Genomic DNA, 25810 nt, shown 5'->3' with positions numbered 1-25810 from the left:
CTTTAACTCCTTCTCACATTTTCAATAGAATACCATCTATCATAACGAGAGAATGGATCTTCATGCAATATTTATTTTCACATTGGAATATGATAGTTTAAATGATATAATCCACATAAAATATTCAGAAAACAAGAAGGGGTTCAAGTGTCATTAACACTTGTATTTGCTGCCTTTTTAAATTCAAAATCCGTTATGAATTGAGGTTTATATATTGATTGACGTACCCTTTTTACAAAATGTCACATTAAAAAAAGAAAATATCCCTAGTTTTTCCGCATATCCTTACTGCTTACCCGCTATTCGAACATTACAATCACTAGCTTTCCATCCAAATGTAACATTCATTATTGGAGAAAACGGAACAGGTAAATCAACATTACTTGAAGGAATTGCAATTGCGTTAGGTTTTAATGCAGAAGGTGGAACGAAGAACTTCCGCTTTAGCACAAACGATTCCCATTCATCTTTACATGAATACCTTCGAATTTCAAAAAGTTTCAATACACCAAACGACGGTTTCTTTCTTCGCGCTGAATCATTTTATAACGTTGCTTCTTATATTGATGAAATAGATGCTGATAGAGAAGCACGTGGGAATCCGGTTATCAACTCTTATGGTGGTATCTCACTACACAAACAATCACACGGTGAATCATTCTTCTCATTATTTATGAACCGTTTTTCAGGACAAGGTTTATACATTTTAGATGAGCCTGAGGCAGCTTTATCCCCGATGAGACAACTTTCCATGCTCATTCGAATGCACGAACTAGCTGAACAAGGTTCACAATTTGTTATCGCGACGCATTCTCCTATTTTAATGGCTTATCCTGAATCCACTATATACTCTTTAACACAAGAGGGAATTCACGAATCCACATTAGAAGAAACTGAGCATTACCAAACAACGAAACTTTTCTTTGAAAATCGCGATCGATTGTTCCATCATCTATTTGAGTCGTAAAAAAAGAAGCAGCAATAGCTGCTTCTTTTTTTATAGTGCTTCTATAAATAAGGCAACCCCGATACCGCCACCGACGCATAAAGAGGCAATTCCTTTTTCTAACCCACGTCTTTTTAATTCGTGAATTAAACTTACCGTAATACGAGCCCCTGTACAACCGATTGGATGCCCAAGTCCTACGCCACTACCGTTTACGTTCACTTTTTCACGGTCTAAACCTAACTCTTTCTCTACAGCTAAATATTGCGCCGCGAAAGCTTCATTAATTTCAAGTAAATCTGCATCTTCTAATGACCAATCTACTTTTTCTAAACCTTTACGAATTGCTGGTGCTGGTCCAATACCCATAATTTTTGGATCTACCCCAGCTACTGAATATCCAACAATTCTAGCTAACGGTTGTAAGCCTTTTTCTTTCGCTTTTTCTTCGCTCATTAATACTAGAACTGCACTCCCGTCATTAAGGCCAGATGCATTCCCTGCAGTTACTGATCCGCCTTTACGGAATGCCGGCTTCAATCCAGCTAATTTCTCAGCTGTAATATCTGCGCGTGGATGTTCATCCTTCGAAAATACAACTTCTTTTCTACGTTCTTTTATTGTAATAGGAACAATTTGATCGTCAAAGTATCCAGACTCAATTGCTTGCAGTGCCAATGTATGACTACGAAGCGCAACTTCATCTTGTTCCTCTCTTGTAATTTCATATTGTTCAACTAAATTTTCCGCTGTTTCACCCATCATAATATGGTGAATCGGATCTTCTAACACTTCCCACACCGTATCACGAATTTCTCCGTGCTGTAGACGTTGTCCCCAGCGGTGCTGTTTCAATGCATAAGGGCTCGAACTCATCGCTTCTACTCCACCTGCAACAACAACATCACTTACACCTAATTGAATTTGCATTGCAGCTGACATAATTGCTTGCATACCTGAAGAACATTGGCGTTGGATTGTATATCCCGTAACTGTGTCAGGAAATCCTGCCGCTAATGCAGCAGTTCTCGCCGTATTTGCTTCATCAGTTCTTTGAATACAATGACCTAAAATTACTTCATCAACTTCATGTGGTTCTACCCCGCCTCGTTTTACAGCTTCCTGAAGTATAGGAACAGCTAATTCTACTGGCGTTACATTTTTTAGCGCTCCTCCAAAAGTTCCAATTGGCGAACGAACTGCAGCTGTAATAACAACATTATGCATTTTGTACTTGCCCCTCTCTTATGTACCCTAGTCAGTTTTTAGGTGAAATTCCATAAGATGTATATCTACAACTATCATACTATAAACATACTAAAAAATCAAAATATTTAATATAATAAAAATAGAAGGAATTAACCTTCTATTCTGTCAGCGCATATAAAAACTTTTGCAAAATTTTCTCTGTCGTTTCATTCAATTTTGGTAACTTATCTACTGGAAAATATTGAAGCTTCAGCCCTTCATGATCAAGCTTCAATTCCCCGCTCACATGATGTGCCTGATACAGATGAATAACATTGAAAATTTCATCGCCATTCGGATAACGGAAATATACTTCTTTTCCTGATAGAACACCAAGAAATTGCATTATTTTTGCAGTTAACCCCGTCTCCTCAAATAATTCTCTACGTGCAGTTTCTTCTGTCGTTTCACCCAGTTCCATCGCCCCACCAGGTACACCCCAATCATATGTATCTGAACGATATTGAAGCAATACTTCTTGATTATCATTTAATATAATGATTGCTGATCCTACTAAAATAAGCGGCCTTGTACCAACGACTTTGCGTAACTCTTCAATATACCCCATATGTAAATTCCCCTTTCCCTAACCTCCCTTATCATAACAAAATTTTTCTCTTTTTGTTCATGTAATTTTAAAGAAAAAAAAGAAGCTTTCGCCTCCTTTTTTTTCACCTTTATTTCTTAAAACTTTCATATTTTACAGCTTCAAAAGCTTCCTCAATTTCATCATTACGATAATGGACATATGTAAAACGACCCAATTCTACTAATCTTGCTATTTCTTGTAACGCTTTATGTTGCTCATATGTTTCTTTCAGCTTAATATGTACATAAAACTTCATTAATGGATGTTCATATAAAGGTTCTCCCACCTCTACATATACATCTTCAACCCCCTGCACAACTCTTACATAACTTGCAAATTGATAAAGTGCTTCTCTGTCTGAAACGATTTTTAATGTATACATATATTCTCCCCCTTTCCTTTACTATATCAAAAAGATGACCATACCATGTTATAGAACTATGAATTTTTTTTGACTTGTCATCTATATATTCATGTAATAAAAAAGGCATTTATCCATACATAGCACCTTTTTCTCACATATATTATAGGAAGAATTTTTTATTTGAGGTGTTCCTTATGGATCCATACGTCAATATATGTATTTGCATTACTCCAGGCGCCGATATTTCTGATGACCGTATCGCAAAAGATTTAGCTGTTGCAGAATCAATTTGGCACCCCATTACATTTCAAATTCAAGAAGTCATTGTATTAAATGAACTTTTCCGTTTTTCTAACCGTGAAATCAGTTATAAAAATTCTATTCAAAGTCAAGAAAAGTTAGCATCCTTTTTCCAAACATGTGTAAATGAAGCTCCTGAATGCGACCTTTATATTTGTTACATTGGCAGTGATTATTTCAAAGAAACAGCAGTAATTGCCTGCGCTTACTCTCTAGCAAAACAACAGCAGCTTACCGGTTATATCGTTTTAACAAATTCAGCAGCTCCTATTAAAAATATATATACGCTTGCTCACGAAATCGGTCATATTTTATTTACAAGGCGTGTTCACGGAAAACTTACTCATGCAGATCCTCATTCTCCAACTGGATCGGAGCACCATCCTTCTCCATTCAATCTTATGTATCCGATAGTCCCTCGTCCTGAAAATGTCCATATTCAGTCCTTATTAACGAACGAACAAAAAGCACTCTCTTTACAAAGTTCTTTATTACAAAGAAAAAAACAGTAACTGTCATGTTACTGTTTAAAACAACTGATTTAATCAACAAACCAATTCCCGGCTGCTAGAAATAAAAATAGACAACTAAATGTAAACCCTCTAAAAATCCCTATATAATATTTCTTTGGAAATAATTTTTTGCATATCCAGAGCAGCCCTTTTCTATTAATATAAAAAATATACGTGGGCGTATCACCTAATAAAGTATTAAAATAGTCATCATGTATTTCTCTTATTGAAAGCAGTATAACTAACCTAAAAAACACTATTCCGTATACATGTAAATAACTATTTCTTTTTTATTCACATGCTTCTCTTTGTTCTAATTTCGTATGAATTTTTAAAAGCATATAAATAACAATAAAAAGAATTATTTGTTGTACATACATTCCGATAACGCTTGATACATCTATCATTCCAAATGCATATTCTAATGCAATTGGAACCAGTAAATATGACAAAGTAAACCAACCACCAAATTTAATATTTATAACAGCCGCTAAAAGAACTACTACACCAACAAGAATGAAGCTTTCTGTAGCAGTAAATTTAATAAATGTTGTACCATAAAAATTATTTAATAATGCTATACTGAAAATTGATAAAAACCATATCGCACCTGTTATATACATAATTAAAAATTCAGTTCTTTCACGCTTAAATGAGGCTGTTCTCATGCCCCATATTAATACACTAATTCCTGCAAAAATCATAATCGGATAGCCAATTAATTCAATTAAAGAATAAGACAAACGATGGTCGGCTTCACTAAAAAATACACTCTTCATCATCGTGAATGCTAATAAATTCATAATAAAATAAAACAATAATTTATAATTCCCTTTTTTATCAACTTCCATCTCTTTGGCAAGTTGATTCGCATACTCCTTTGGAGCATGACCGAATATATCATTTACACTCTTCCCTCTCTTTTCTCCTTCTATTAAATGAACTTCCGCATCTTCTATAAAGGAAATAATATCAGCTTCTCTAATGCCCTTCGTTCGTAAATACCCTTGGGTATCATCTAAAAATTTTTGCCCTTCATTCGATAGCACTTTTATCACTCCCTTATTTAACCGCTTCTCTTCTATTCATCTTCATCATAATTTCAAGGAAAATTAAAATAAACAAACTTCCGTATAAACATATAATTTGAAATAACATTGGCATGAGATCTTCCGAAGTAAATGTTTTAAACAGTAACATAATTGAAAGTGGAATGATTAAATATAAGTTTTTAAACCATCCTTCGAAATATATATTTATTGCTACTGTGATAATAAAAATAGCTCCAGCTACTATATAACTTTGCACTTCGGTGAATGTGAGCATTTTTGTAGGATATATCACATCTAATATCGTAACAACTCCTATTAAAAACATTGGCGCAATCATGACTAAAGACCACATAGAAAACCATGTTTTTGTAAATCTTGTTACGAAGGTCATTTTCCGAAGTAGAAAATTAGGACCCTTTACAGCTACGATCAATGTAAAACTATAGCCAATGCACTGAATAAGTGAAATTTGTAAAACTCCGTTATTCACTATTAAGATGGAAGCAATAATCCAAAACGACACGATATTCATTACTGTAAAACCAATTTGTTTCCACGTTTCCTGTCTACCCCTTTCCATTACTTTTACAAGTTCATGTGCATATTCTTTCGGTGAGCTTCCGAAAATATCTTCTACACTTTTCCCTTCATTCTCACCTTCTATTAAATGCAACTCTGCATCTTCTAAAAAACTTTCAATATCACTTTCTTTCACACTCTTTGCAGTCAAAAATAATCTCATATCTAACAAAAACTTTCGTGCTTCACTTGATAGCATTATTTTCTCCTTCCCTTCCCTTCAAGTAGACGTTCAACACTACTTTGCATCGCTTCCCAGCGATCCATAAATTCATCAAGTGCTTCCTCGCCTTTTTCTGTTAATGTATAATATTTTCTCTTTGGACCAGATGGAGATTCCTTCATTACACTTGTTATTAGTCCTTCTTTTTGCATTCGTATTAATAACGGATAAATACTTCCCTCACTCGCCATTGTAAAACCATACTTTGCTAGCTTTTCACTCATTTCATAACCGTATATTTCGCCTTCAGAAATAATAGCAAGTAAGCATCCTTCTAAAATCCCTTTCAACATTTGACTTGTCGACATAATTCAAATCCTCCCACTATCTTGTTTTACAAGATAGATAAGCGTAAGTATCTTGCTTTACAAAATAGTATAGCAGAGACTATTTTGCAAAAACAAGATAGCTAACAATATTTTCCCAAATCTTTGCAGGATTTTTATTATCCGCTCTCTAAATAGAGCAATATGAGAACTTTATTACGAAGGGATGTTTTTCACCATGGTTACAAATCGTGTTGTCTTTTTAACAGGTGCTGCAAGTGGCATTGGTTATGAAATGGGAACCGCTTTTGCAAAAGAAGGTGCAAAGGTTGTTATTACCGATCGTCTTGAAGAACGTGCAAAAGAAGCGGCTGAACAATTACAAAAAGAAGGCTATCAAGCTATCGGTTTAAAATGTGATGTTACATCTGAAGAAGAAATTACAGCTGCAATTTCTCAAACCGTTACTCATTTCGGTTCATTACATATATTAATTAACAACGCAGGAATGCAACACGTTTCACCCATTGAAGACTTTCCAACTGAAAAGTTTGAGCTACTAATTCAAATTATGCAAATTGCTCCGTTTATCGCAATTAAGCATGCCTTTCCGATTATGAAACAACAAAAATATGGTCGTATTATTAATGTCGCTTCTATTAACGGCCTTGTCGGGTTTGCTGGAAAAGCTGCCTACAATAGTGCAAAACATGGCGTAATTGGATTAACAAAAGTTGCCGCTTTAGAAGGTGCTACGCATGGTATTACTGTTAATGCCCTTTGCCCTGGTTATGTCGATACCCCTCTTGTACGTAATCAACTACAAGACTTAGCTACTACACGAAATGTACCACTTGAAAATGTTTTAGAAGATGTTATTTATCCACTCGTCCCACAAAAGCGCTTATTACAAGTACAAGAAATCGCTGATTATGCTATGTTTTTAGCGAGTGAAAAAGCTAAAGGTATAACTGGTCAAGCTGTCGTTATCGATGGTGGCTATACTGCTCAATAAAAAATAAAGTTTGCTCAAGAAGAGCAAACTTTATTTTTTATCGCGAGGATCTTCGTACTTTAGTAATTGCCGCGGGAGCTTCTCAATTGCAACAATTACCCCCTCTAATTTACTTTCAATACGGTGGAGTAAATATAATGTTACAACAATTGGAAACCCTACATTACCTATCATCTTGATCCACTCTTCCATCTTCTTCTCCTCCTTTCATTATATAAATAAGAGAAAAGAACACATTTAGGCATAAAAAAACAAGCTATTATGTATTAGCTTGTTTTTCAAATAACGATGCAATTTCTCGTTTATAATCTCCGCGTATAATACCTCTCTCAGTAATAATTCCTGTAATTAATTCGTTCGGTGTTACGTCAAATGCAGGATTATAAACATTCGTTCCAATTGGTGCTACTTGTTTACCAAAGATTTTCGTAACTTCTGTTTCATCTCTTTCTTCAATAATAATTTCTGCACCTGTTTGTTTCGTAATATCAAACGTAGATAACGGGGCTGCAACGTAAAAGGGAATATCGAAATGCTTTGCTAAAATAGCTAAATTCATCGTCCCTATTTTATTTGCCGTATCTCCATTTGCGACAATTCGATCCGCACCTACAATAATCGCGTTTATTTTTTTCGTTTGAATAGCATGAGCTGCCGTATTATCTGTAATAAGAGTCACATCGATATTTGCTTGCTTCAATTCCCACGTCGTTAAGCGGCCACCTTGTAAAACGGGTCTCGTTTCACACGCATATGCATGTAAACGCACACCCTTCTCTTTTCCAATATAAAAGGGAGCTAATGCAGTTCCATATCTGGCAGTTGCGATACTTCCGGCGTTACAGATTGTTAAAATATTATCGCCGTCTTTAAAACATGTTAACGCATATTCCCCGATATTTCGGCACACCTCTTCATCTTCCTGCTGAATGCGAAGCGCTTCTTCTTCCAATATTTTTTGTGCTTCTTTTATTGTAGTAATCTCTCGAATAGATTCTCTCATGCGATCAATTGCCCAAAATAAATTCACTGCCGTTGGGCGTGATGTTCCTAAATAGTTACAGTCTCTATTAAACTTCTTTTGAAATTCTTCGATATGTAAAGCATTATATTTTTTTACTGCAAGCGCCAAACCAAATGCAGCTACAATTCCAATTGCAGGCGCTCCGCGTACTTCTAACATTACGATACTTTTCCAAACCTCTTCAATAGTCGTTAATGTTTTGTATTCTGTGCTATGCGGCAATTTCGTTTGATTTAATACCGCAATTGCATCACCTTTCCAACTTACAGATCTCGGAACAGTAACAATTGTACTCATGCTTTTACACCTCCTGAAACTGTCTGCTGAAATAATGTTCGAAACAGTTGAATATCAGCACTTTTAGATTCACATTTTATTAGTTCTTTACCTAAGGTTAGCGCTTGTTTCTTAGCTTGAATTCTTATTTCTTTATTTTCTATTTCATCTAAATCTGCTACATGAGCTAAGCCAATTGTTCTACGAATCAGTTCACATCCAGCAAATCCAACAGCATCAGTAAAGATATTTCGCAAAATAATTGGTAACCATTGTTTTTCTTTCGTATATGCTTCTACACCTTCTCCAATCCATAACTTTGTAAAATTCTCTACAAAATAACTCCATGTCTTTTCTATATGGAAAAATAGTACACTTCTCTTTTCTTCTTCTCTAGATAAAGCATTTAATAATAAATTTGCAATAAATTGACCTATATCAAATCCAAATGGGCCATATGTCGCAAATTCTGGATCAATCACTTTCGTTTCAGAAGGTGATGAAAAAATACTACCCGTATGTAAATCACCATGAATAAGAGTTTCTTTTCTCGTTAAAAACTTATATTTATATTGTGCTACTTTTAGTTTTAAAGTTTTGTCACTCCAAAGTTCATCCACCACGAGCTGTAAATCTGGTTCATAATTATTCGTATCATAATGTCCAAATGGATCTGTAAAAACTAAATCTTCTGTAATTTTACAAAGGTCCGGATTTACAAATGTACCTTCTAGTACCCTTTTCTCTTCTGAATGTAAACCAAAATCTGAAGTATAAAATAAAACATGTGCTAGAAAACGACCGATATGCTGGGATAATAGTGGATATTCTTCTCCGTCTATTAACCCTTTTCTTGTAATTGTTAGTCTTGATAAGTCTTCTATTACCGTTACCGCTAACTCTTCATCATGACTGTACACTACCGGAACATAATCCGGTACATACTTCGCAAAAATTTGCAGTGCCTTACTTTCAATCGTTGCTCTTTTTATAGACAACGGCCAGCTTTCTCCAACTACTTTCGCATACGGAAGTGCTTGTTTTATTATAATTGACCTCTCTCCATCATCTAATTTGAACACGTAATTTAAGTTTCCATCTCCAATTTCATGACAAATGACATTTGCCTTCGCTTCAAAATAGCCATGCTCTTTCGCATATTGTACAGCTGTTATCTCTGTTAATGAATAATATCCCATCGTCTTCTCCCCCTTTTTAAATTCAGAGGTTTTTCTAACACAGAAAAACCTCTTTCCACTAAGAAAGAGGTTTGAAGTTTATCTTCTCCCCTCTTATCTGCCAGAAAGTTATACTTTCTGCTGGAATTAGCACCGTGCCTTTTGGCGTAATAAACGCCCCATTTCACAATGGTATTACGGTCGGTTGCTGGGCTTCATCGGGCCAAATCCCTCCACCTGCTCTTGATAAGAGTTATATAATTTTTTGAATTTTTAACTTTATGTTGAAGACTATACCAAGAATAAAAATCACTTGTCAACATTTTATTTGTATAATTCTGGACGACGATCTGCAAAAACTGGAATTCCTTTACGTACTTCTTTAATTTTCTCGAATGTAAGCTCTCCAAATAAAATTGATTCCTCTTCATTCGCCTCTACTGCAATTTCACCCCAAGGATCTACAATTAAAGAATGACCTGCAAACACATTATTTGGATCCTTTCCTGCCCTATTACATGCAACAACATAACACTGATTTTCAACCGCTCTTGCTTGTAATAGCAAACGCCAATGTGCTAAGCGAACTAATGGCCATTCTGCTACAACAAATAATACTTTTGCCCCTTTAGCAGTATGGACACGCATCCACTCTGGAAAACGAATATCATAACAAATTGTTCCAGCGCACTCAACATCATCTAGCTTAAATTCGCCCGTCTCATTACCCGCTATTAAATATTTATGTTCATCCATAAGCTGAAATAAATGCACTTTACTGTATTCGTTGACTAGCTGACCTTCATTATTTACAACATACATCGTATTTGTAACACCTTGCTCTGTTTGCTTTGCTATGGAACCACCAACAATATGTACATCATATTGCTTCGACCATTCTATTAACTTCTCTTTCGTTTCCAATCCATCCCTATCTGCAATTTCAGAAAGTCTCGTTAAATCATATCCTGTTGTCCATAGTTCTGGTAAGACGATAACATCTGGTCTTTCCTTCATCGCTTCGCTTATTTTATTTTTAGCATTCTCAATATTTTTTTCTACATCTCCAAAGACAATATCCATTTGAATACATGCGACTTTCATTTTTTCAGCCCCATTCTTAATTTTCTCTTTACAAAATACTGGAAAGATTATATCATTTGTCACTAGAATTGTAACAACTTTCAAAAGAGGTGGAAAGTATGAAATTATTTAAACCTTCTGAGATAGTAACATCATTGCCAACACAATTTTTCGCTTCACTTGTTGCAAAAGTTAACAAAGTCGTTGCAGCTGGTCACGATGTTATTAATCTAGGTCAAGGTAATCCAGATCAACCAACACCGCAGCATATCGTAAAAGCTTTACAAAATGCTGCCGAAAAGACCATTCATCATAAATATCCGCCATTTCGCGGACATGAAAGCTTAAAGGAAGCCGTAGCTACATTCTATAAAAGTGAATACGGCGTCGAGTTAAATCCAAAAACTGAAGTTGCTATTTTGTTTGGCGGGAAAGCTGGATTAGTAGAATTACCGATTTGTTTTACAAATCCTGGTGATACCATTCTCGTTCCAGATCCAGGTTATCCAGATTATTTATCCGGGGTTGCCTTAGCAAAAGCACACTTTGAAACAATGCCGCTTATTGCAGAAAATAATTTTTTACCGGATTATAAAAAAATTGATGACTCTATCGCTGAGCAGGCTAAGTTAATGTTTTTAAACTATCCAAATAACCCTACTGGTGCTACGGCATCAAAAGATTTTTTTGATAAAACCATTCACTTTGCTAATAAACATAATATATTAGTTGTTCACGATTTCGCTTACGGCGCTATCGGATTTGATGGTCAAAAACCTATTAGTTTCTTGCAAGCAGACGGTGCCAAAGATACAGGAATTGAAATTTACACGTTATCAAAAACTTTCAATATGGCTGGCTGGCGTATTGCTTTTGCAGTTGGGAATGAAAGTGTCATCGAAACAATTAACCTATTGCAAGATCATATGTATGTTAGTATATTTGGTGCAATTCAAGATGCTGCTCGCGAAGCGCTATTAAGTTCACAATCTTGTGTAATAGACCTTGTAAATAGTTACGAATCTCGAAGAAATATCCTTATAGAAGCTTGTCATTCCATTGGTTGGAATGTTGATATTCCAAAAGGATCATTCTTTGCATGGCTTCCTGTACCAGAAGGCTATACATCCGAGGAATTTTCTGATATTTTATTAGAAAAAGCACACGTTGCAGTTGCTCCAGGTGTTGGGTTCGGTGAGCATGGCGAAGGGTATATCCGCGTTGGGCTCCTCCATACAGAGGATCGCTTGCGGGAAGCAATTAATCGAATTGGGAAATTAAAAATTTTCAAAAAGCCATTGACAACATGAAAAATATCTGACAAAATTCAGTTATCTTAAAAATTTAAACATTTCTAAATACTTCTTATCAAGAGCAGGTGGAGGGACGAGCCCGACGAAGCCCGGCAACCGATCTACAATTGTAGACACGGTGCTAATTCTCGCAGCATTATGCTGACAGATAAGGAGCTGGTTGTAAAAAAACCTCTCCTTAGCTGAGAGGTTTTTTTATTTAACTAGGGGGTTATAACAATGAGCGGAATTATAGCGACGTATTTAATTCATGACGATTCACATAACTTAGAAAAAAAAGCGGAACAAATTGCACTCGGATTAACAATTGGCTCTTGGACTCATTTGCCACACTTATTACAAGAACAATTAAAACAGCATAAAGGCAACGTCATTCATATTGAGGAATTAGATGAACAAGAACATACGAATTCATATCTACACAAAAAGGTAAAACGTGGGATTATTAAAATCGAATACCCGTTATTAAATTTCAGTCCAGACTTACCAGCGATTTTAACAACTACATTCGGAAAGCTATCACTTGATGGCGAAGTGAAATTAATTGACTTAACCTTTTCAGACGAGTTAAAAAAACATTTTCCTGGTCCAAAGTTCGGGATTGATGGCATTAGAAACCTTATACAAGTGCATGATCGTCCCATTTTAATGAGTATTTTCAAAGGAATGATCGGACGAAATATTGGATACTTAAAAACTCAATTACGTGATCAAGCGATTGGTAGTGTAGATATTGTAAAAGATGATGAAATTTTATTTGAGAATTCATTAACACCACTCACGAAACGAATCGTATCTGGAAAAGAAGTTTTACAATCAGTCTATGAAACATACGGCCATAAAACGTTATATGCCGTAAATTTAACAGGGCGCACTTTTGACTTAAAAGAAAATGCAAAACGAGCAGTGCAAGCCGGCGCTGATATTCTATTATTTAATGTGTTTGCTTACGGACTAGATGTACTACAATCACTTGCAGAAGATGATGAAATCCCAGTTCCTATTATGGCACACCCTGCTGTAAGTGGTGCTTATTCAGCATCCAAGTTATATGGAATTTCATCTCCATTATTACTTGGAAAGCTACTACGTTATGCTGGTGCAGATTTTTCTTTATTCCCGTCTCCATACGGAAGCGTTGCATTAGAAAAAGAAGAAACTCTCAGCATTTCAAAATATTTAACTGAGGAAGATGCATTTTTCAAGAAAAGTTTTCCTGTCCCATCTGCGGGCATTCATCCTGGTTTCGTTCCTTTTATTCTGCAAGATTTCGGTAAAGATGTTGTCATTAATGCTGGCGGCGGGATACATGGGCATCCATATGGGGCGCAAGGCGGTGGTAAAGCTTTCCACACTGCAATTGAAGCTACTTTGCAAGGTAAATTACTCCACGAAGTAGATGAAATTAATTTACATAGCGCACTACAAATATGGGGAAACCCCTCTCATGAGGTGAAGTTATGAGTATTCAAGTGTTTTGTGATTTCGATGGCACGATTACAAATAATGATAACATTATGTCCATTATGGAAAAATTCGCTCCACCAGAAGCAGAAGAAGTAAAAAATAGAATTTTATCACAAGAGCTATCTATTCAAGAAGGTGTTTCTCAATTATTTCAATTGATACCTACTCATCTGCGCGACGATATAATTCAATTTTTAAAAGAAACTGCCGAAATTCGCAGTGGCTTTCATGAATTTATACAATTCGTAAATGAAAATAACATTTCTTTTTACGTGATATCAGGTGGAATGGATTTCTTCGTCTATCCACTTTTACAAGGAATCATTCCAAAAGAGCAAATTTATTGTAATGAAACAGACTTTTCAGCAGAGTTTATTACAGTTAAATGGCCTCATTCTTGTGATGATCATTGTCAAAATCATTGCGGATTATGTAAATCATCTTTAATCCGTAAATTAAGTGATACAAATGACTTTCACATTGTAATTGGCGATTCAATTACTGATTTACAAGCTGCGAAACAAGCTGATAAAGTATTCGCTCGAGACTTTCTTATTACAAAGTGTGAAGAAAATCATATTGCTTATACACCGTTTGAAACATTTCAAGATGTGCAAGCTGCATTAAAACTTTTGTTGGAGGTGAAGGCATGAAACAACTTTTTCGTCAGTGGTATGACTTGAGCGAAATAAAAAAAGAATTAACAACTCGAAATTGGTTCCCAGCAACGAGTGGTAATATTTCTATAAAAGTTAGTCATGAGCCACTTACTTTTCTCATTACAGCAAGCGGTAAAGATAAAACAAAAACCACTCCAGATGATTTTCTATTAGTAGATCATGTAGGTGTTCCTGTATTAGAGACTGAATTACGCCCTTCAGCAGAAACAATATTGCATACACATATTTATAACAATACGAATGCTGGATGCGTACTTCATGTTCATACAACTGATAACAATGTCATCACAAATTTATATAGTGATACAGTTACCCTTCAAAATCAAGAAATTATTAAAGCTCTTGATATTTGGGAAGAAGGTGCAACAATCCACATTCCCATTATCGAAAACCATGCCCATATCCCAACGCTTGGAGATAATTTCCGAAAACATATACAAGGAGATTCGGGAGCAGTATTAATCCGTAACCACGGTATTACCGTATGGGGCCGAGATAGCTTCGATGCAAAGAAAAGATTAGAAGCTTATGAGTTTTTATTCCAATTTCATATAAAACTATTATCAATTCAAGGAGGCGTTTCTAATGGCGCAAATTCGTATTCATGAAGTAAATACTCGTATTGAAAATGAAGTGGAAGTATCAAAATTTCTACAAGAGGAAGGCGTTTTATATGAGAAATGGAATATTTCAAAACTTCCTACTCATTTAAATGAAAATTATTCCTTAACAGATGAAAACAAAGCTGCAATATTAGCAGTGTTTTCAAAAGAAATCGCTGATGTTTCAGCACGTCGAGGTTATAAAGCGCATGATGTAATTTCTCTTTCAAATAGCACGCCTAACCTTGACGAATTATTAATTAATTTCCAAAAAGAACACCATCATACAGATGACGAAGTTCGCTTTATCGTCAGTGGTCATGGCATTTTCGCTATTGAAGGCAAAGATGGGAAATTCTTTGATGTTGAACTTGAGCCAGGCGACCTAATATCTGTTCCTGAAAATGCAAGACATTATTTTACCTTGCAAGATGATCGTCAAGTTGTAGCTATTCGTATTTTTGTTACAACTGAAGGCTGGGTTCCAATCTATTAAGGTAGTTAGTTGAATAAAAGGACTTGGACCCCCTTTTCCAAACTTTTATTCACTCTACATATATACATCCTCCTATAGAACAGTCTTATTTCACTTTTGAAATAAGACTGCTTTTTTTATTTACTCAAAAGTATCATTTCATCACAAAATTTAATCCCTTTGTTTTTTAAGTATATTTTTTGAACATTTTTTGAACATTTTCTGAAAATTCTGTTTTGTATGTGATATACTACAATTAACAAAGAAGGAAAAGAATCTCGCAAACAGAGGGGGATAATCATGAGCTTACTTATTGCACTTATACTTGGAGTTACGTGTGGAGCATTTCCTGTTATTTTAGGAGCTGTTATGGAAGAATTAGAAATTGGTATTTTAGGATTTGTCGCATCTTGTGTAAGCGCTTTATTATTTGGTTTATTCGGCGCTATTCCTGTTTCAATTCTGTGTGCTTTTTATATAATACGTCATGCTCGTACAAAGCAATTTGGTCCTAATCACACCGCGCAAATTATTCCATTCCCAGTTGAACGGTGCCGCAGGGCTTCTAGCTTATAATTATAAAGCTAAAATATAACGAAATAAATAAAAGTCCTCAAATGAGGACTTTTATTTATTTTCTTCTAGAAATTGAAACAATTCTTGTAGATGTAGGGCATCTTCACCATAGCTAACAGATACATGAAATATACCGTCAATCTCAGCTTGCATATAAAGATCCACTCCATCACGATCATATTTCAATGCCAAATAAAACTCCATTTCTTCTAACATCTTTTTTGAAGTTCGAATGACATAATGCCCCTTCTCATCTCTTCCATATTCAAATTCAGGTTCAAAATCATATTTTTGTTTAAAAGCTTCTTTTTGTTTTTCATTAATTTGTATACAAGTAGCTCGCTGTACAGCATCAATCATCTCATCAAACTTTTGAAGGTCCACCTCGTTTACCCCCTTATATATTTTTTATATAGTACTTGTGTTCCACTATTTTCTTCGCCATCTCTCATTAACTCTTCATACAATTCTTTTGCCAAACTTAAGCCTGGTACTGATAATTGTAATTTCTCAGCTTCATCTAAAGCAATTTTCATATCTTTCATAAAATGCTTTACATAAAATCCTGGCTCAAAATCTCCTTTTAACATTCGAGGAGCTAAATTACTTAATGACCAACTACCTGCTGCACCTGTTGAAATACTCTCTAACACTTTATCTGGATTCAGTCCAGCCTTCTTCGCGTAAGCGACAGCTTCACATACTCCAATCATATTGGAAGCGATCGCAATTTGATTGCACATTTTTGTATGTTGTCCACTCCCAGCTGGTCCTTGTAACTGAATATTTGTTCCTAACTTTTCAAGTAAAGGTAAGCATCTATCATATATTTCTTTCTCTCCACCGACCATAATTGCGAGTCTTGCTTCTTTCGCACCAACATCTCCTCCTGAGACAGGTGCATCTAACGTATATATATTCTTGCTTTTCGCAGCTTCATTAATACGTTTTGCTAGCGTCGGTGTCGATGTCGTAAAGTCAATTGCCATCGTACCTTCTTTTGCATGTTCTATAATTCCTTCTATACCAAAATACACTTCTTCTACATCATGTGGATATCCAACCATCGTCATTACAACATCAACTTGCTTCACTAACTCTTTTGGTGTATCGCACCAATGCGCACCATCTTGTACTAAAGAATCTGCTTTTGCTTTCGTTCTATTATATACATATACTTTATGACCGTCTTGCATTAGATGATGAACCATACTTTTCCCCATTACGCCAATACCGATGAAACCTATTGATAAAGTTTTATGTTCCATTTTCTCATCCCCTTTGTTCTAATAGATCATTTACCATCTTTCGGAACTCTTTATTAAAATCATCATCCATACTATTTTTCACATTTGAAAATAGAATAACAAAAGTTCCTTTTTCTTTATTAAAATTATTAAAAGTGTTCCAACCAGATAGTACACCATGATTATGAAAATAATCTGGGTATATATAAAAACTAAATGCATATTTCCGTTCTGCTGAAGGTGAAAACATTGCTTGTATACTTTGTTCAGAAAGAAGTTTTCCATTTATAATTGCTTCATCTAACTTCTTCATATCTCCAACTGTCGTATACATTTCACCACAACCATATAACCAATCCATACCTAACTTTTGCGCTGGTACAAGCTCTTGGTTTCTTTTCACATAACCCTTTGTGAAATTTTTATCTCCAGGTACCATATTTCCCATACCAGATTCATGCATATCTGCTTTTGTAAATATATTTTCTTTTATGTAATCTCCTAAAGGTTTTTTCGATATATTTTCTATTATATAAGCAAGCACCATATAATTATAATCTGTATATCTCCAACTTGTTCCTGCAGGAAATTCTAAATTTTGACGCCCAATCCAATTAATTAACTGTAAACGAGCAGCTGCATTCACATTTCCTTTCGCATGTTCAGGTAAACCAGAGGTATGTGTTAATAAATGATATAGCGTAATATTTTTATTTTCCGGAAATGAAGGAATATATTTATTCACATTATCTTGAATATTCAATTTCCCTTGTTCTTGTAGCTGTAAAATAGATGTGGCAACAACTGTTTTCGTAATAGAACCGATACGATATTTTGTTTGAGGCGTATTTTCTATTTTATTTTGAACATCAGCATACCCATATCCTTTATTTAATATAACATGCTCTTTATCTGTTACCAAAACTGTTCCATTGAATTGCTTTCCGACTAAATATTGATCTAATTTTTGAGATATGCTAGCATAATCAATTTGCCGCTCTTCCTTTTCTTCTATATTCTCTTGTACTTCCGATTCAATAGTAGGATTCACCTTAGTGGTTAATACAGTGTTTTCCTTTATATTGGGACTATCAAGAAAATAATATACTCCACCGACAACTACAGCAGATAGTGAAGCCATTATCATTATTTTTTTTATCATATTGATCCTCCATAATTCCTTTGCTAAGAATGGTCCCTCATATTCTATTATCAAACAATAAAAAAAAATCGCAACAATTTGTTGCGAAAAATTACATTTTTTCTTTTCTATACACACATACTTGATTCTTTCCATTTTTTTTCGCTTCATATAATGCAATGTCCGCTCGTTGCATTAATTCTTCTCTTGTAGTTCCTTGTTCATATAACGCAACTCCAAAGCTAGCTGTTAACTTCGAAATTCCAGTGAATTGCTTTGTTTCAATAAAGAATCGTAATGACTCCGCAACTTGAAATGCTTCCTTTTCTACTGTATTTGTCACTAATATAATGAATTCTTCTCCTCCCCATCTTGCAAATACATGTTGCTGCTCCACTTTAGATTTCATAAGCTCTGCAAGTTGTATTAATGCCAAATCACCAAAATCATGGCCATATGTGTCATTGACTGTTTTAAAATTATCTATATCAAATAAAATAATTGCTATTTTCTCATCATTACGTATTACCTTTTCCCACTCTACTTCTAGTATTTGTTGAAACTTTAAACGATTATAAATCTCTGTCAATGAATCTATCATAGCAAGTCTTTCTTGTTCTTGATAGATTTCATCTATTTCTGTGATTTCTGTGCACTTTACAATAAACCTTGATAGATCTTCTGGTAATGGTGTCGCACGTAATAAAAAAGTTGATACTACCCCTTCATAATTTAGCATCTTAATTCTTCTACCACTTGATAAAGTATCGTCTAACCATGTTATATCATGCGTCGTCGAATAGTATCCATTTTCTCTAATAAAATGTTCAGCAAATACTAAATGTTGCTCACGATAGGCAAACAGATTTTCATATCCGAAAAACGCTAAAAAATTTGTATTACAATCAACAATCTCATCATCTTCTACTATAAATAATAGATCATTTTGAAAGTCAAACATCGTTTGAAGCAATTCCTGCTGCAAGCCGACTTGCCTTACTAAAGAAAGTTGATACAAACTCTTATTCACTTCCTCTAACACTGCTTGCGGAGTTACAGGAGCTATTACAATATTACGTATTCCTAATGCAAGTACATCTGTAAATTCTTTTGTTATTTGTTGATCCCAAATGACAATGAATGTACTGTGCGGGGTATACATATTCTTTATATATTTTATTTGAGAATAATCTGTTACATACGTAATGATAATGTGTGGTTTCGTTCTTTGAAATAATAGTTCGCCCTCTTCAAAGCTATTTGCTATAAACATACATTTTGGATGGATATTTTCTACCGTTTGTTGATGCTTACATCCATTTTCTATATAAAGGACATTTAACTGCAGATCTTGTAACACATTTTGGAAAACTGTATTCTCTAATAAAAAATGTAGTATGTTCATCACTAGTCTTCACTCACTTCATATATCTTGTTCTACTGAATTCCTCACAAACTTTTTAAAAAGACTGTTCTCCAATAAACTTTAATTTGTGAGAGATACATATTAACAAGCTAATTGAGAATGTTATCTTCGCTTTTCACTCTATAAATTCCTTTTTTAGTTTATGATTGTAGGAATTGTATCGTTTGTATGAATGCCCTAGCTTATTTTTAAAACTTGACAATTAAAATAAAGATATTATATTCTTAAATTCGATAACTTACAAAATGTAAGTAGGGTATATTATTTTTTGAAAATAAATCGATATACAATTTGGAGGATATACAATGACAAACGACAACTTTTTTAATGTTCTATATGAACGCACATCTACACGTGCATTCAACCCAAATAAAGAAATCTCATCTACAGAATTACACGAAATTTTAAAAGCTGCTGCACAAGCACCTTCCGCTTGGAACTTACAACACTGGAAATTCCTTGTTTTTCAAGGTGAAGATGTACAAAAACGATTACATCCAATAGCTTATAACCAACAACAAATTCTTGATGCTTCTGCAGTAGTCGCTATTTTAGGTGATTTAGAAGCTTATAAAAATGTTGATCCAGTATATGGTCCAATTGTAGAACAAGGATTTATGAAAGAAGAAGCAAAAGATCGCTTAGCTAAAAACATTGAATCTGCATATGCTCGTGAACAATTTCCAAGAGATGCTGCCTTTTCAAATGCATCTTTAGCAGCAATGCAACTTATGCTTGCAGCTAAAGCGACTGGTTGGGATACTTGTGCTATTGGTGGTTTCAATCCACAAGCACTTACAGACGAATTTAACGTTGCATCTCGTTACGTACCAATTATGCTTATTACAATTGGTGAATCAACTTTAAAAGGCCATCCTGCACCACGAATGAGCGTAGAGCAAGTGAGTGAATGGGCAAAATAATAAGAAACGAAGGTAACTACATTACCTTCGTTTTTTTATTCCCTGTCATACTTTTGTAATATTACTACAAATCATTCGACATTTATATATGTAAAAACAGTATATTCTATCCTCTTATCATACATATATATGACGTTTCGTGTCGAATTTTGTTAAGACATCGAAATATATCCGTGTGTTTTTGTTACAATTGTGATACAATAATAACAAATAGATAACAAGAGAGGGATTTTCATTGAGTTCATACGGAAGCTTTATCGCACTTTTATGTTACATAGTAACTGTACTGCTTCTATATTTTATTGGTGATGCCGCGAACATTTGCATGTTACAATTCCCAAAAGAAGAAGCGTTTCAATTAGAATCAGAAAAACACACCGCACGATCCATTGTGCCACTACTCCTAGCTCTTCCTGTATATATCGTCGTTTTATATAAAAGTAAAAAAGTGTAAAGGCTACCAATTTCATTCATTTCGGTGGTTTTTACACTTTTTATTATATTTACCCTATTTTAAACATCATTCCATACTAAACACCCAGCTAGTCATTTAAAATGAGAAAATCCCCTAGAAAAAATTCCACTCTCTGTCCAGTCACTAACTACCGAACTTACATAGATTATAAGTGTGAAGGGGGTGATGAGGATTATGTTTGGATCATTTGGATGCTGTGATAACTTTAGAGACTGTCATCATCGTGAAAGAGAGTGTGACCACCGCGAAAAAGAGAGAGAAGTAGTTAGACCACAACAACCAGCTGTATGTAACGTACTTGCAAGCATTTCAGTTGGAACAGAACTTTCTCTTTTAAGTATTAGAGGCCACCAATCATTCCGCAATGTGATTTTTGAAGGATTCTGTAACGGTGTTGCTCTTTTCTCTGCTTTAGCTCGTAATAACGATAACAAAGATAACAATAAAGACGATAAGAACAACCAAAATCAAAATACTTTTACTGGTATTTTACGTGTATGCCCAACTGATATTATCGCAATCGCTATCTAATTCTGTTCCTTATCCTCTATAGTAAGAAAATAAGATTTACGTTTCTCATAGAAAAAACCTGAGACCGATTTCAAATCGGCTCAGGTTTTTTTATTGTTTATATGCTTTTAACTAGTTCAACAACTTCTTCAGCAGTTGACATTGTTAATGCTTTTTCTGCTAATGTTTCCATTTCTGCTTTTGACAACTTGCTTAGTTGTGTTCTTGCAGGAAGAATAGATGTTGCACTCATACTGAACTCATCTAAACCTAATCCTAATAGTAATGGGATAGCAAGTGAATCTCCTGCCATCTCACCGCACATACCAGCCCATTTGCCTTCTTTATGAGCAGCATCGATAACCATTTTTACAAGACGTAAAATAGATGGGTTATATGGTTGGTATAAGTATGCTACTTGTTCGTTCATACGGTCTGCAGCCATTGTGTATTGGATTAAGTCATTCGTTCCGATAGAGAAGAAATCAACTTCTTTTGCGAATTGATCTGCTAATACTGCTGAAGCTGGGATTTCAACCATCATACCAACTTCAATAGAATCAGAAACAGTAGTACCCGCTTCTACAAGTTTTGCTTTCTCTTCTAATAAGATTGCTTTTGCTTGACGGAACTCATCAAGAGTTGCAATCATTGGGAACATAATTTTTAAGTTACCGTATACGCTAGCACGAAGTAATGCACGAAGCTGTGTACGGAACACATCTTGCTCATCAAGACATAAGCGAATTGCACGGTATCCTAAGAATGGGTTCATTTCTTTTGGTAAATGTAAGTATGGAAGCTCTTTATCTCCACCGATGTCAAGTGTACGAACAACGACTGGCTGGCCTTCTTTTACACCTTCAAGAACTGCTTTATACGCTTCGAACTGTTCTTCTTCTGTTGGAAGATTGTCACGGCCCATGTATAAGAATTCTGTACGGTATAAACCAACGCCTTCTCCACCATTATCGATAATACCTTGTACATCATTTGGTGTTCCGATATTAGCAACAAGCTCGACGTGATGTCCGTCACTTGTTACAGTAGCTTGGTCTTTTAATTTTGCCCATACAGCTTTTTGCTCTTCAAATTTCGCTTTCTTTTCTTCAAACGAACGAAGAGTTTCTTCAGATGGGTTTACAATTACTTCTCCATCTAAACCATCAATGATAACGATATCGCCGTTCTGGATTTTTTCCATAACAACTTTCGTACCAACAACAGCTGGAATTTCCATAGAACGAGCCATAATTGCAGAGTGAGATGTACGTCCACCGATATCAGTAGTGAAACCTTTTGCATACTTACGGTTTAACTGAGCTGTATCAGATGGTGTTAAATCTTCAGCAATGATGATTACTTCTTCAGAAATTGTACCAGGATTTGAGAAGTTAATTCCTAGTAAATGTGCAAGAACGCGTTTTGTTACGTCACGAATGTCCGCAGCACGTTCTTTCATATATTCGTTATCCATGTTTTCAAACATAGAAATAAACATTGATGCAACTTCATCCATTGCAAATTCAGCATTTACTTTTTCGCTATTCACTTTATCTTTTACTGGGTTTACTAGTTCTGGATCATTTAACACTAATAAATGTGCTTCAAAGATCGCAGCTTTGTCAGCACCTAGCTCAGCAAATGCATGGTCCTTAATAGCTTCTAATTCAGTTTTTGCTTTCTCAAGCGCAGCGTCTAAGCGTGCAATTTCTGCAGCTTCGTTTGTAATTGATTTCTTTTCGATGTTAAATTCAGGATTTTCAAGTCTGAAAGCCTTTGCAATAGCAATCCCACTTGATGCAGCGATCCCTTGAATGTTAAGAGTCATTATTCTCCTAATCCTTCGTTTTTCATAGTTTCTTCGATAGCTGCTAGTGCTTGAGCTGCATCATCACCATTTGCAGTGATTTTAATTTCTGCGTTTTGTTGAATGCCTAAAGACATAACGCCCATGATTGATTTTAAGTTAACGTTCTTTCCGTTATACTCTAAGTTAATGTCAGAACCGAATTTGCTTGCAGTGTTTACAAGTAGAGTTGCTGGACGAGCATGAATTCCTGAGTCGCTAGTTACTTTAAAGATTTTTTCCATGATAATTTATCTCCTTTAAATTACAGTATTTTTTAGTTGTATAGACGTGAGTACTACATCATCTATTGTATATAATAGGCGATGTTCGGTCAACCACATCGCCTATTATAATTATAAACATTTTGCGTCAAATTCCTACTGAATGTCAATAATAGCGTTTTCGCCCTTCTTAACATTTCCATCTTTTTTCAATTCGACTTGTTGTCCTTGTTGTAAGTTTGTAAATACAATTGGTGTAATGATAGATGGTGCATTTTCTTTTACAAATGCAAGATCTACTTTTAATAATGGTTGTCCTTGTTTCACCTTGTCGCCTTGTGCTACAAGTGCTTCAAAACCTTCACCATTTAATTTCACAGTATCAATACCGAAGTGGATTAAAATTTCTTTTCCGCCCTCAGATTGAATACCAATTGCATGCTTTGTAGGGAATACATTGACAATCTCACCGTTAACTGGAGAAACTACTGTTCCTTCAGTTGGCTCAATTGCAAATCCGTCTCCCATCATTTTTCCTGAGAATACTTGGTCAGGTACTTCTGTAATCGGTAAGATTTTCCCTTCAATTGGTGATACAATTGTTTCATTTTCATCAACTTTTTGAGGAGTTTCTTCCACTTTTACAGGTTCTTCTTTTTCAACATGAGGTGTACGACCTGACATAATATCATGAATTTGTGATTTTAATGTGTCAGATTTCGGTCCGAAAATAGCTTGAATGTTATTTCCAACTTCAAGTACACCAGCTGCTCCAAGTTCTTTTAAGCGATCTTTGTTTACATTCTGTTGTTCGTTAACTTGAACACGCAAACGAGTAATACAAGCATCTAAAGAAGCAATGTTTTCTTTACCACCAAGTGCTACTAATACTTCACGAGGAAGTTCGCCTGCTTCTGCTTTTCCTGCACCGTCATTCGCATTTGCCTCTTCACGACCAGGTGTTTTTAGATTCCATTTACGGATTGCAAAGCGGAATCCGAAGTAGTAAATAACTGCTAGTACAAGACCAACAATAATTACCCACCACCATGCTGTACGGCCTGGTAGTACACCGAATAATAGGAAGTCAATTAAACCACCAGAGAATGTCATACCAATTTTAACGCCTAAAATTTGCATTGTCATAAATGATAGACCAGCAAATACAGCGTGAATTCCGAATAATACTGGCGCTACAAATAAGAATGAAAATTCAAGTGGCTCTGTAATACCTGTTAAGAAAGATGTTAATGCAGCAGAACCTAAAATACCAGCTGCTAATTTTTTATTTTCTGGACGTGCTTCATGGTACATTGCTAAAGCTGCTGCTGGAAGACCGAACATCATGAACGGATACTTACCAGTTGTAAATGTACCTGCTGTTAATTCTACACCGTCTTTTAACTGTGCCATAAAGATTTTTTGGTCACCACGGATTAATTCGCCAGCTGCATTTGTATACTGACCGAATTCAAACCAGAACGGTGAATAGAAAATGTGATGTAATCCAAATGGAATTAATGAACGTTCAATTAAACCGAATATAAATGCTGCGATTGTTCTATTTGCATCAATCATTTGATGTGAGAACGTATTTAAGCCACCTTGGATGTATGGCCAAACGAAGCACATGATAATACCTACTATTAAAGAGAATGTTGCAGTTGCGATCGGTACGAAACGCTTACCTGCAAAGAAACCTAAGTATGATGGTAATTCAATGTTGAAGTATTTATTATAGCAATATGCCGCCACTATACCGACGATAATACCACCGAATACTCCTGTTTGCAGTGTTGGAATTCCTAATACATTGGCATATGCAGGATCTGCAAATCCAATTTTTACTGGATCTGCTCCAGAACTTGTTACTTTCACTAGCTTATCTACTTCTAAGAACACACTCATCGTTTTGTTCATAATTAAGTAACCAACGAATGCAGCTAAACCAGCTACTCCGTCTCCACCAGCTAAACCAATTGCTACCCCAACTGCGAATAATAATGCAAGGTTAGCGAAAATAATATCACCAGATTGTTCCATAATTTTTGCAACCATTACGAACCAATCTGCTTTTAAAGCAGGAATAACATTTGTTAACTGTGGATTTTGAAATGCATTACCAAATCCAAGTAAAATACCTGCCGCCGGTAAAATCGCTACTGGAAGCATAAGCGCTTTCCCGACTTTTTGAAGAACACCAAAGATATTCTTAAACATGGAAACCCTTCCTCTCTTATCTATATT

30 protein-coding genes and 2 riboswitches are annotated in these 25810 nt (G+C 35.2%); of the genes, 12 read left to right on the top strand and 18 right to left on the bottom strand.

The features are described from left to right. Positions 1–214: 214 nt before the first annotated feature. Complete coding sequence (locus COK05_RS21510) at positions 215–967, top strand: AAA family ATPase (RefSeq protein ID WP_000567998.1); 753 nt, start codon at positions 215–217, stop codon at positions 965–967. Between the two features lie 30 nt (positions 968–997). On the opposite strand, the gene COK05_RS21505 is transcribed toward COK05_RS21510, so the two are convergent. The 3 genes from COK05_RS21505 to COK05_RS21495 form a co-directional block, all read right to left on the bottom strand. Next, complete coding sequence (locus COK05_RS21505; protein ID WP_098614173.1) at positions 998–2173, bottom strand: acetyl-CoA C-acetyltransferase; 1176 nt, start codon at positions 2171–2173, stop codon at positions 998–1000. Between the two features lie 139 nt (positions 2174–2312). Then, positions 2313–2762, bottom strand: a complete 450-nt coding sequence (locus tag COK05_RS21500) for an NUDIX hydrolase (RefSeq protein WP_000540529.1) — start codon at positions 2760–2762, stop codon at positions 2313–2315. A 109-nt stretch (positions 2763–2871) separates the two neighbouring features. After that, positions 2872–3165, bottom strand: coding sequence for a DUF3928 family protein (locus COK05_RS21495; protein ID WP_000288330.1), 294 nt, complete (start codon positions 3163–3165; stop codon positions 2872–2874). A 176-nt stretch (positions 3166–3341) separates the two neighbouring features. On the opposite strand from COK05_RS21495, the gene COK05_RS21490 reads away from it, so the two are divergent. Then, the gene (locus COK05_RS21490) at positions 3342–3959 is read left to right on the top strand and encodes an ImmA/IrrE family metallo-endopeptidase (protein ID WP_098614172.1); all 618 of its coding nucleotides are present in this window, start codon (positions 3342–3344) and stop codon (positions 3957–3959) included. A gap of 29 nt (positions 3960–3988) precedes the next feature. On the opposite strand, the gene COK05_RS31850 is transcribed toward COK05_RS21490, so the two are convergent. Genes COK05_RS31850 through COK05_RS21470 form a run of 4 tightly spaced genes read right to left on the bottom strand, consistent with a single transcriptional unit; the run spans position 3989 to position 6121 of the window. Next, on the bottom strand, positions 3989–4219 hold the full coding sequence (locus COK05_RS31850; protein ID WP_141539201.1) for a DNA-binding protein: 231 nt from the start codon (positions 4217–4219) through the stop codon (positions 3989–3991). Between the two features lie 30 nt (positions 4220–4249). Beyond that, positions 4250–5008, bottom strand: a complete 759-nt coding sequence (locus COK05_RS21480; RefSeq protein WP_098614171.1) for a DUF1129 domain-containing protein — start codon at positions 5006–5008, stop codon at positions 4250–4252. A 13-nt stretch (positions 5009–5021) separates the two neighbouring features. After that, positions 5022–5789 (bottom strand): DUF1129 domain-containing protein, encoded by a 768-nt coding sequence (locus COK05_RS21475; protein ID WP_098614170.1) that lies wholly within the window; start codon positions 5787–5789, stop codon positions 5022–5024. After that, positions 5789–6121: a PadR family transcriptional regulator gene (locus tag COK05_RS21470; RefSeq protein ID WP_000107977.1), complete on the bottom strand. Its 333-nt coding sequence runs from the start codon at positions 6119–6121 to the stop codon at positions 5789–5791. The genes COK05_RS21475 and COK05_RS21470 overlap by 1 nt, the downstream gene beginning before the upstream one ends. Positions 6122–6317: 196 nt before the next feature. Between COK05_RS21470 and COK05_RS21465 the strand changes: the two genes are divergently transcribed. Continuing rightward, positions 6318–7094 carry a 3-hydroxybutyrate dehydrogenase gene (locus tag COK05_RS21465; RefSeq protein ID WP_098614169.1) on the top strand — a complete coding sequence of 259 codons (777 nt, stop codon included), beginning with the start codon at positions 6318–6320 and terminating at the stop codon, positions 7092–7094. 30 nt (positions 7095–7124) lie between these two features. Here the strand turns inward: COK05_RS21465 and COK05_RS21460 are convergent, their stop codons facing one another. From COK05_RS21460 to COK05_RS21445, 4 genes are all read right to left on the bottom strand, one after another. Further along, positions 7125–7286 carry a YvrJ family protein gene (locus COK05_RS21460; RefSeq protein WP_000393336.1) on the bottom strand — a complete coding sequence of 54 codons (162 nt, stop codon included), beginning with the start codon at positions 7284–7286 and terminating at the stop codon, positions 7125–7127. 67 nt (positions 7287–7353) lie between these two features. Then, a complete protein-coding gene (gene mtnA, locus COK05_RS21455; RefSeq protein WP_098614168.1) occupies positions 7354–8415 on the bottom strand; it encodes an S-methyl-5-thioribose-1-phosphate isomerase in 1062 nt (353 codons plus the stop codon). Next, entirely contained in the window at positions 8412–9593 is a 1182-nt protein-coding gene (gene mtnK / locus COK05_RS21450; protein ID WP_098614167.1) for an S-methyl-5-thioribose kinase, read from the bottom strand. Before mtnK ends, mtnA begins: the two co-directional genes overlap by 4 nt. A 90-nt stretch (positions 9594–9683) precedes the next feature. Next, a riboswitch (SAM riboswitch) is annotated at positions 9684–9825 on the bottom strand. 71 nt (positions 9826–9896) lie between these two features. Beyond that, on the bottom strand, positions 9897–10760 hold the full coding sequence (locus COK05_RS21445; RefSeq protein ID WP_141539200.1) for a carbon-nitrogen family hydrolase: 864 nt from the start codon (positions 10758–10760) through the stop codon (positions 9897–9899). A 14-nt stretch (positions 10761–10774) separates the two neighbouring features. On the opposite strand from COK05_RS21445, the gene COK05_RS21440 reads away from it, so the two are divergent. The 6 genes from COK05_RS21440 to COK05_RS21415 all read left to right on the top strand — a co-directional run bounded on the left by COK05_RS21440 (position 10775) and on the right by COK05_RS21415 (position 15768). Next, positions 10775–11965, top strand: a complete 1191-nt coding sequence (locus COK05_RS21440; protein WP_098614166.1) for a pyridoxal phosphate-dependent aminotransferase — start codon at positions 10775–10777, stop codon at positions 11963–11965. Between the two features lie 52 nt (positions 11966–12017). Continuing rightward, positions 12018–12123, top strand: a riboswitch (SAM riboswitch). Positions 12124–12187: 64 nt separating this feature from the next. Beyond that, entirely contained in the window at positions 12188–13432 is a 1245-nt protein-coding gene (gene mtnW / locus COK05_RS21435; RefSeq protein WP_098614165.1) for a 2,3-diketo-5-methylthiopentyl-1-phosphate enolase, read from the top strand. Beyond that, positions 13429–14088, top strand: a complete 660-nt coding sequence (locus COK05_RS21430) for a 2-hydroxy-3-keto-5-methylthiopentenyl-1-phosphate phosphatase (RefSeq protein WP_098614164.1) — start codon at positions 13429–13431, stop codon at positions 14086–14088. The genes mtnW and COK05_RS21430 overlap by 4 nt, the downstream gene beginning before the upstream one ends. Further along, a complete protein-coding gene (locus tag COK05_RS21425) occupies positions 14085–14723 on the top strand; it encodes a methylthioribulose 1-phosphate dehydratase (RefSeq protein WP_098614163.1) in 639 nt (212 codons plus the stop codon). The genes COK05_RS21430 and COK05_RS21425 overlap by 4 nt, the downstream gene beginning before the upstream one ends. Next, positions 14701–15213, top strand: a complete 513-nt coding sequence (locus COK05_RS21420) for a 1,2-dihydroxy-3-keto-5-methylthiopentene dioxygenase (protein WP_098614162.1) — start codon at positions 14701–14703, stop codon at positions 15211–15213. The genes COK05_RS21425 and COK05_RS21420 overlap by 23 nt, the downstream gene beginning before the upstream one ends. A gap of 279 nt (positions 15214–15492) precedes the next feature. Then, positions 15493–15768 (top strand): hypothetical protein, encoded by a 276-nt coding sequence (locus COK05_RS21415; protein WP_098614161.1) that lies wholly within the window; start codon positions 15493–15495, stop codon positions 15766–15768. 51 nt (positions 15769–15819) lie between these two features. On the opposite strand, the gene COK05_RS21410 is transcribed toward COK05_RS21415, so the two are convergent. The 4 genes from COK05_RS21410 to COK05_RS21395 form a co-directional block, all read right to left on the bottom strand. After that, positions 15820–16152: a DUF3909 family protein gene (locus tag COK05_RS21410; protein WP_098614160.1), complete on the bottom strand. Its 333-nt coding sequence runs from the start codon at positions 16150–16152 to the stop codon at positions 15820–15822. A gap of 5 nt (positions 16153–16157) precedes the next feature. Further along, the gene (locus COK05_RS21405; RefSeq protein ID WP_098614159.1) at positions 16158–17036 is read right to left on the bottom strand and encodes an NAD(P)-dependent oxidoreductase; all 879 of its coding nucleotides are present in this window, start codon (positions 17034–17036) and stop codon (positions 16158–16160) included. Positions 17037–17040: 4 nt separating this feature from the next. Next, a complete protein-coding gene (locus COK05_RS21400) occupies positions 17041–18177 on the bottom strand; it encodes a serine hydrolase domain-containing protein (protein ID WP_141539199.1) in 1137 nt (378 codons plus the stop codon). 91 nt (positions 18178–18268) lie between these two features. After that, positions 18269–19561: a GGDEF domain-containing protein gene (locus COK05_RS21395; RefSeq protein WP_141539198.1), complete on the bottom strand. Its 1293-nt coding sequence runs from the start codon at positions 19559–19561 to the stop codon at positions 18269–18271. Positions 19562–19887: 326 nt separating this feature from the next. Between COK05_RS21395 and COK05_RS21390 the strand changes: the two genes are divergently transcribed. The 3 genes from COK05_RS21390 (at position 19888) to COK05_RS21380 (ending at position 21511) form a co-directional block, all read left to right on the top strand. Further along, positions 19888–20505 (top strand): nitroreductase family protein, encoded by a 618-nt coding sequence (locus COK05_RS21390; RefSeq protein ID WP_098614157.1) that lies wholly within the window; start codon positions 19888–19890, stop codon positions 20503–20505. A gap of 235 nt (positions 20506–20740) precedes the next feature. Beyond that, on the top strand, positions 20741–20959 hold the full coding sequence (locus tag COK05_RS21385) for a hypothetical protein (RefSeq protein WP_098614156.1): 219 nt from the start codon (positions 20741–20743) through the stop codon (positions 20957–20959). Positions 20960–21154: 195 nt separating this feature from the next. Next, the gene (locus tag COK05_RS21380; RefSeq protein WP_098614155.1) at positions 21155–21511 is read left to right on the top strand and encodes a DUF3915 domain-containing protein; all 357 of its coding nucleotides are present in this window, start codon (positions 21155–21157) and stop codon (positions 21509–21511) included. A gap of 97 nt (positions 21512–21608) precedes the next feature. Here the strand turns inward: COK05_RS21380 and ptsP are convergent, their stop codons facing one another. From ptsP to ptsG, 3 genes are all read right to left on the bottom strand, one after another. Then, the gene (gene ptsP / locus COK05_RS21375) at positions 21609–23321 is read right to left on the bottom strand and encodes a phosphoenolpyruvate--protein phosphotransferase (protein ID WP_098614154.1); all 1713 of its coding nucleotides are present in this window, start codon (positions 23319–23321) and stop codon (positions 21609–21611) included. Then, positions 23321–23584, bottom strand: a complete 264-nt coding sequence (gene ptsH / locus COK05_RS21370; RefSeq protein ID WP_000411080.1) for a phosphocarrier protein HPr — start codon at positions 23582–23584, stop codon at positions 23321–23323. The genes ptsP and ptsH overlap by 1 nt, the downstream gene beginning before the upstream one ends. A gap of 135 nt (positions 23585–23719) precedes the next feature. Beyond that, positions 23720–25783, bottom strand: a complete 2064-nt coding sequence (ptsG, locus tag COK05_RS21365; RefSeq protein ID WP_098614153.1) for a PTS glucose transporter subunit IIABC — start codon at positions 25781–25783, stop codon at positions 23720–23722. Positions 25784–25810 lie beyond the last annotated feature (27 nt).

Origin of the sequence: Bacillus cereus (genome assembly GCF_002567495.1) — a bacterium.
GTDB lineage: Bacteria > Bacillota > Bacilli > Bacillales > Bacillaceae_G > Bacillus_A > Bacillus_A cereus_AQ.
Note: the sequence above shows the minus strand (reverse complement) of the source record. Positions and strands in the feature narration are given on the sequence as shown.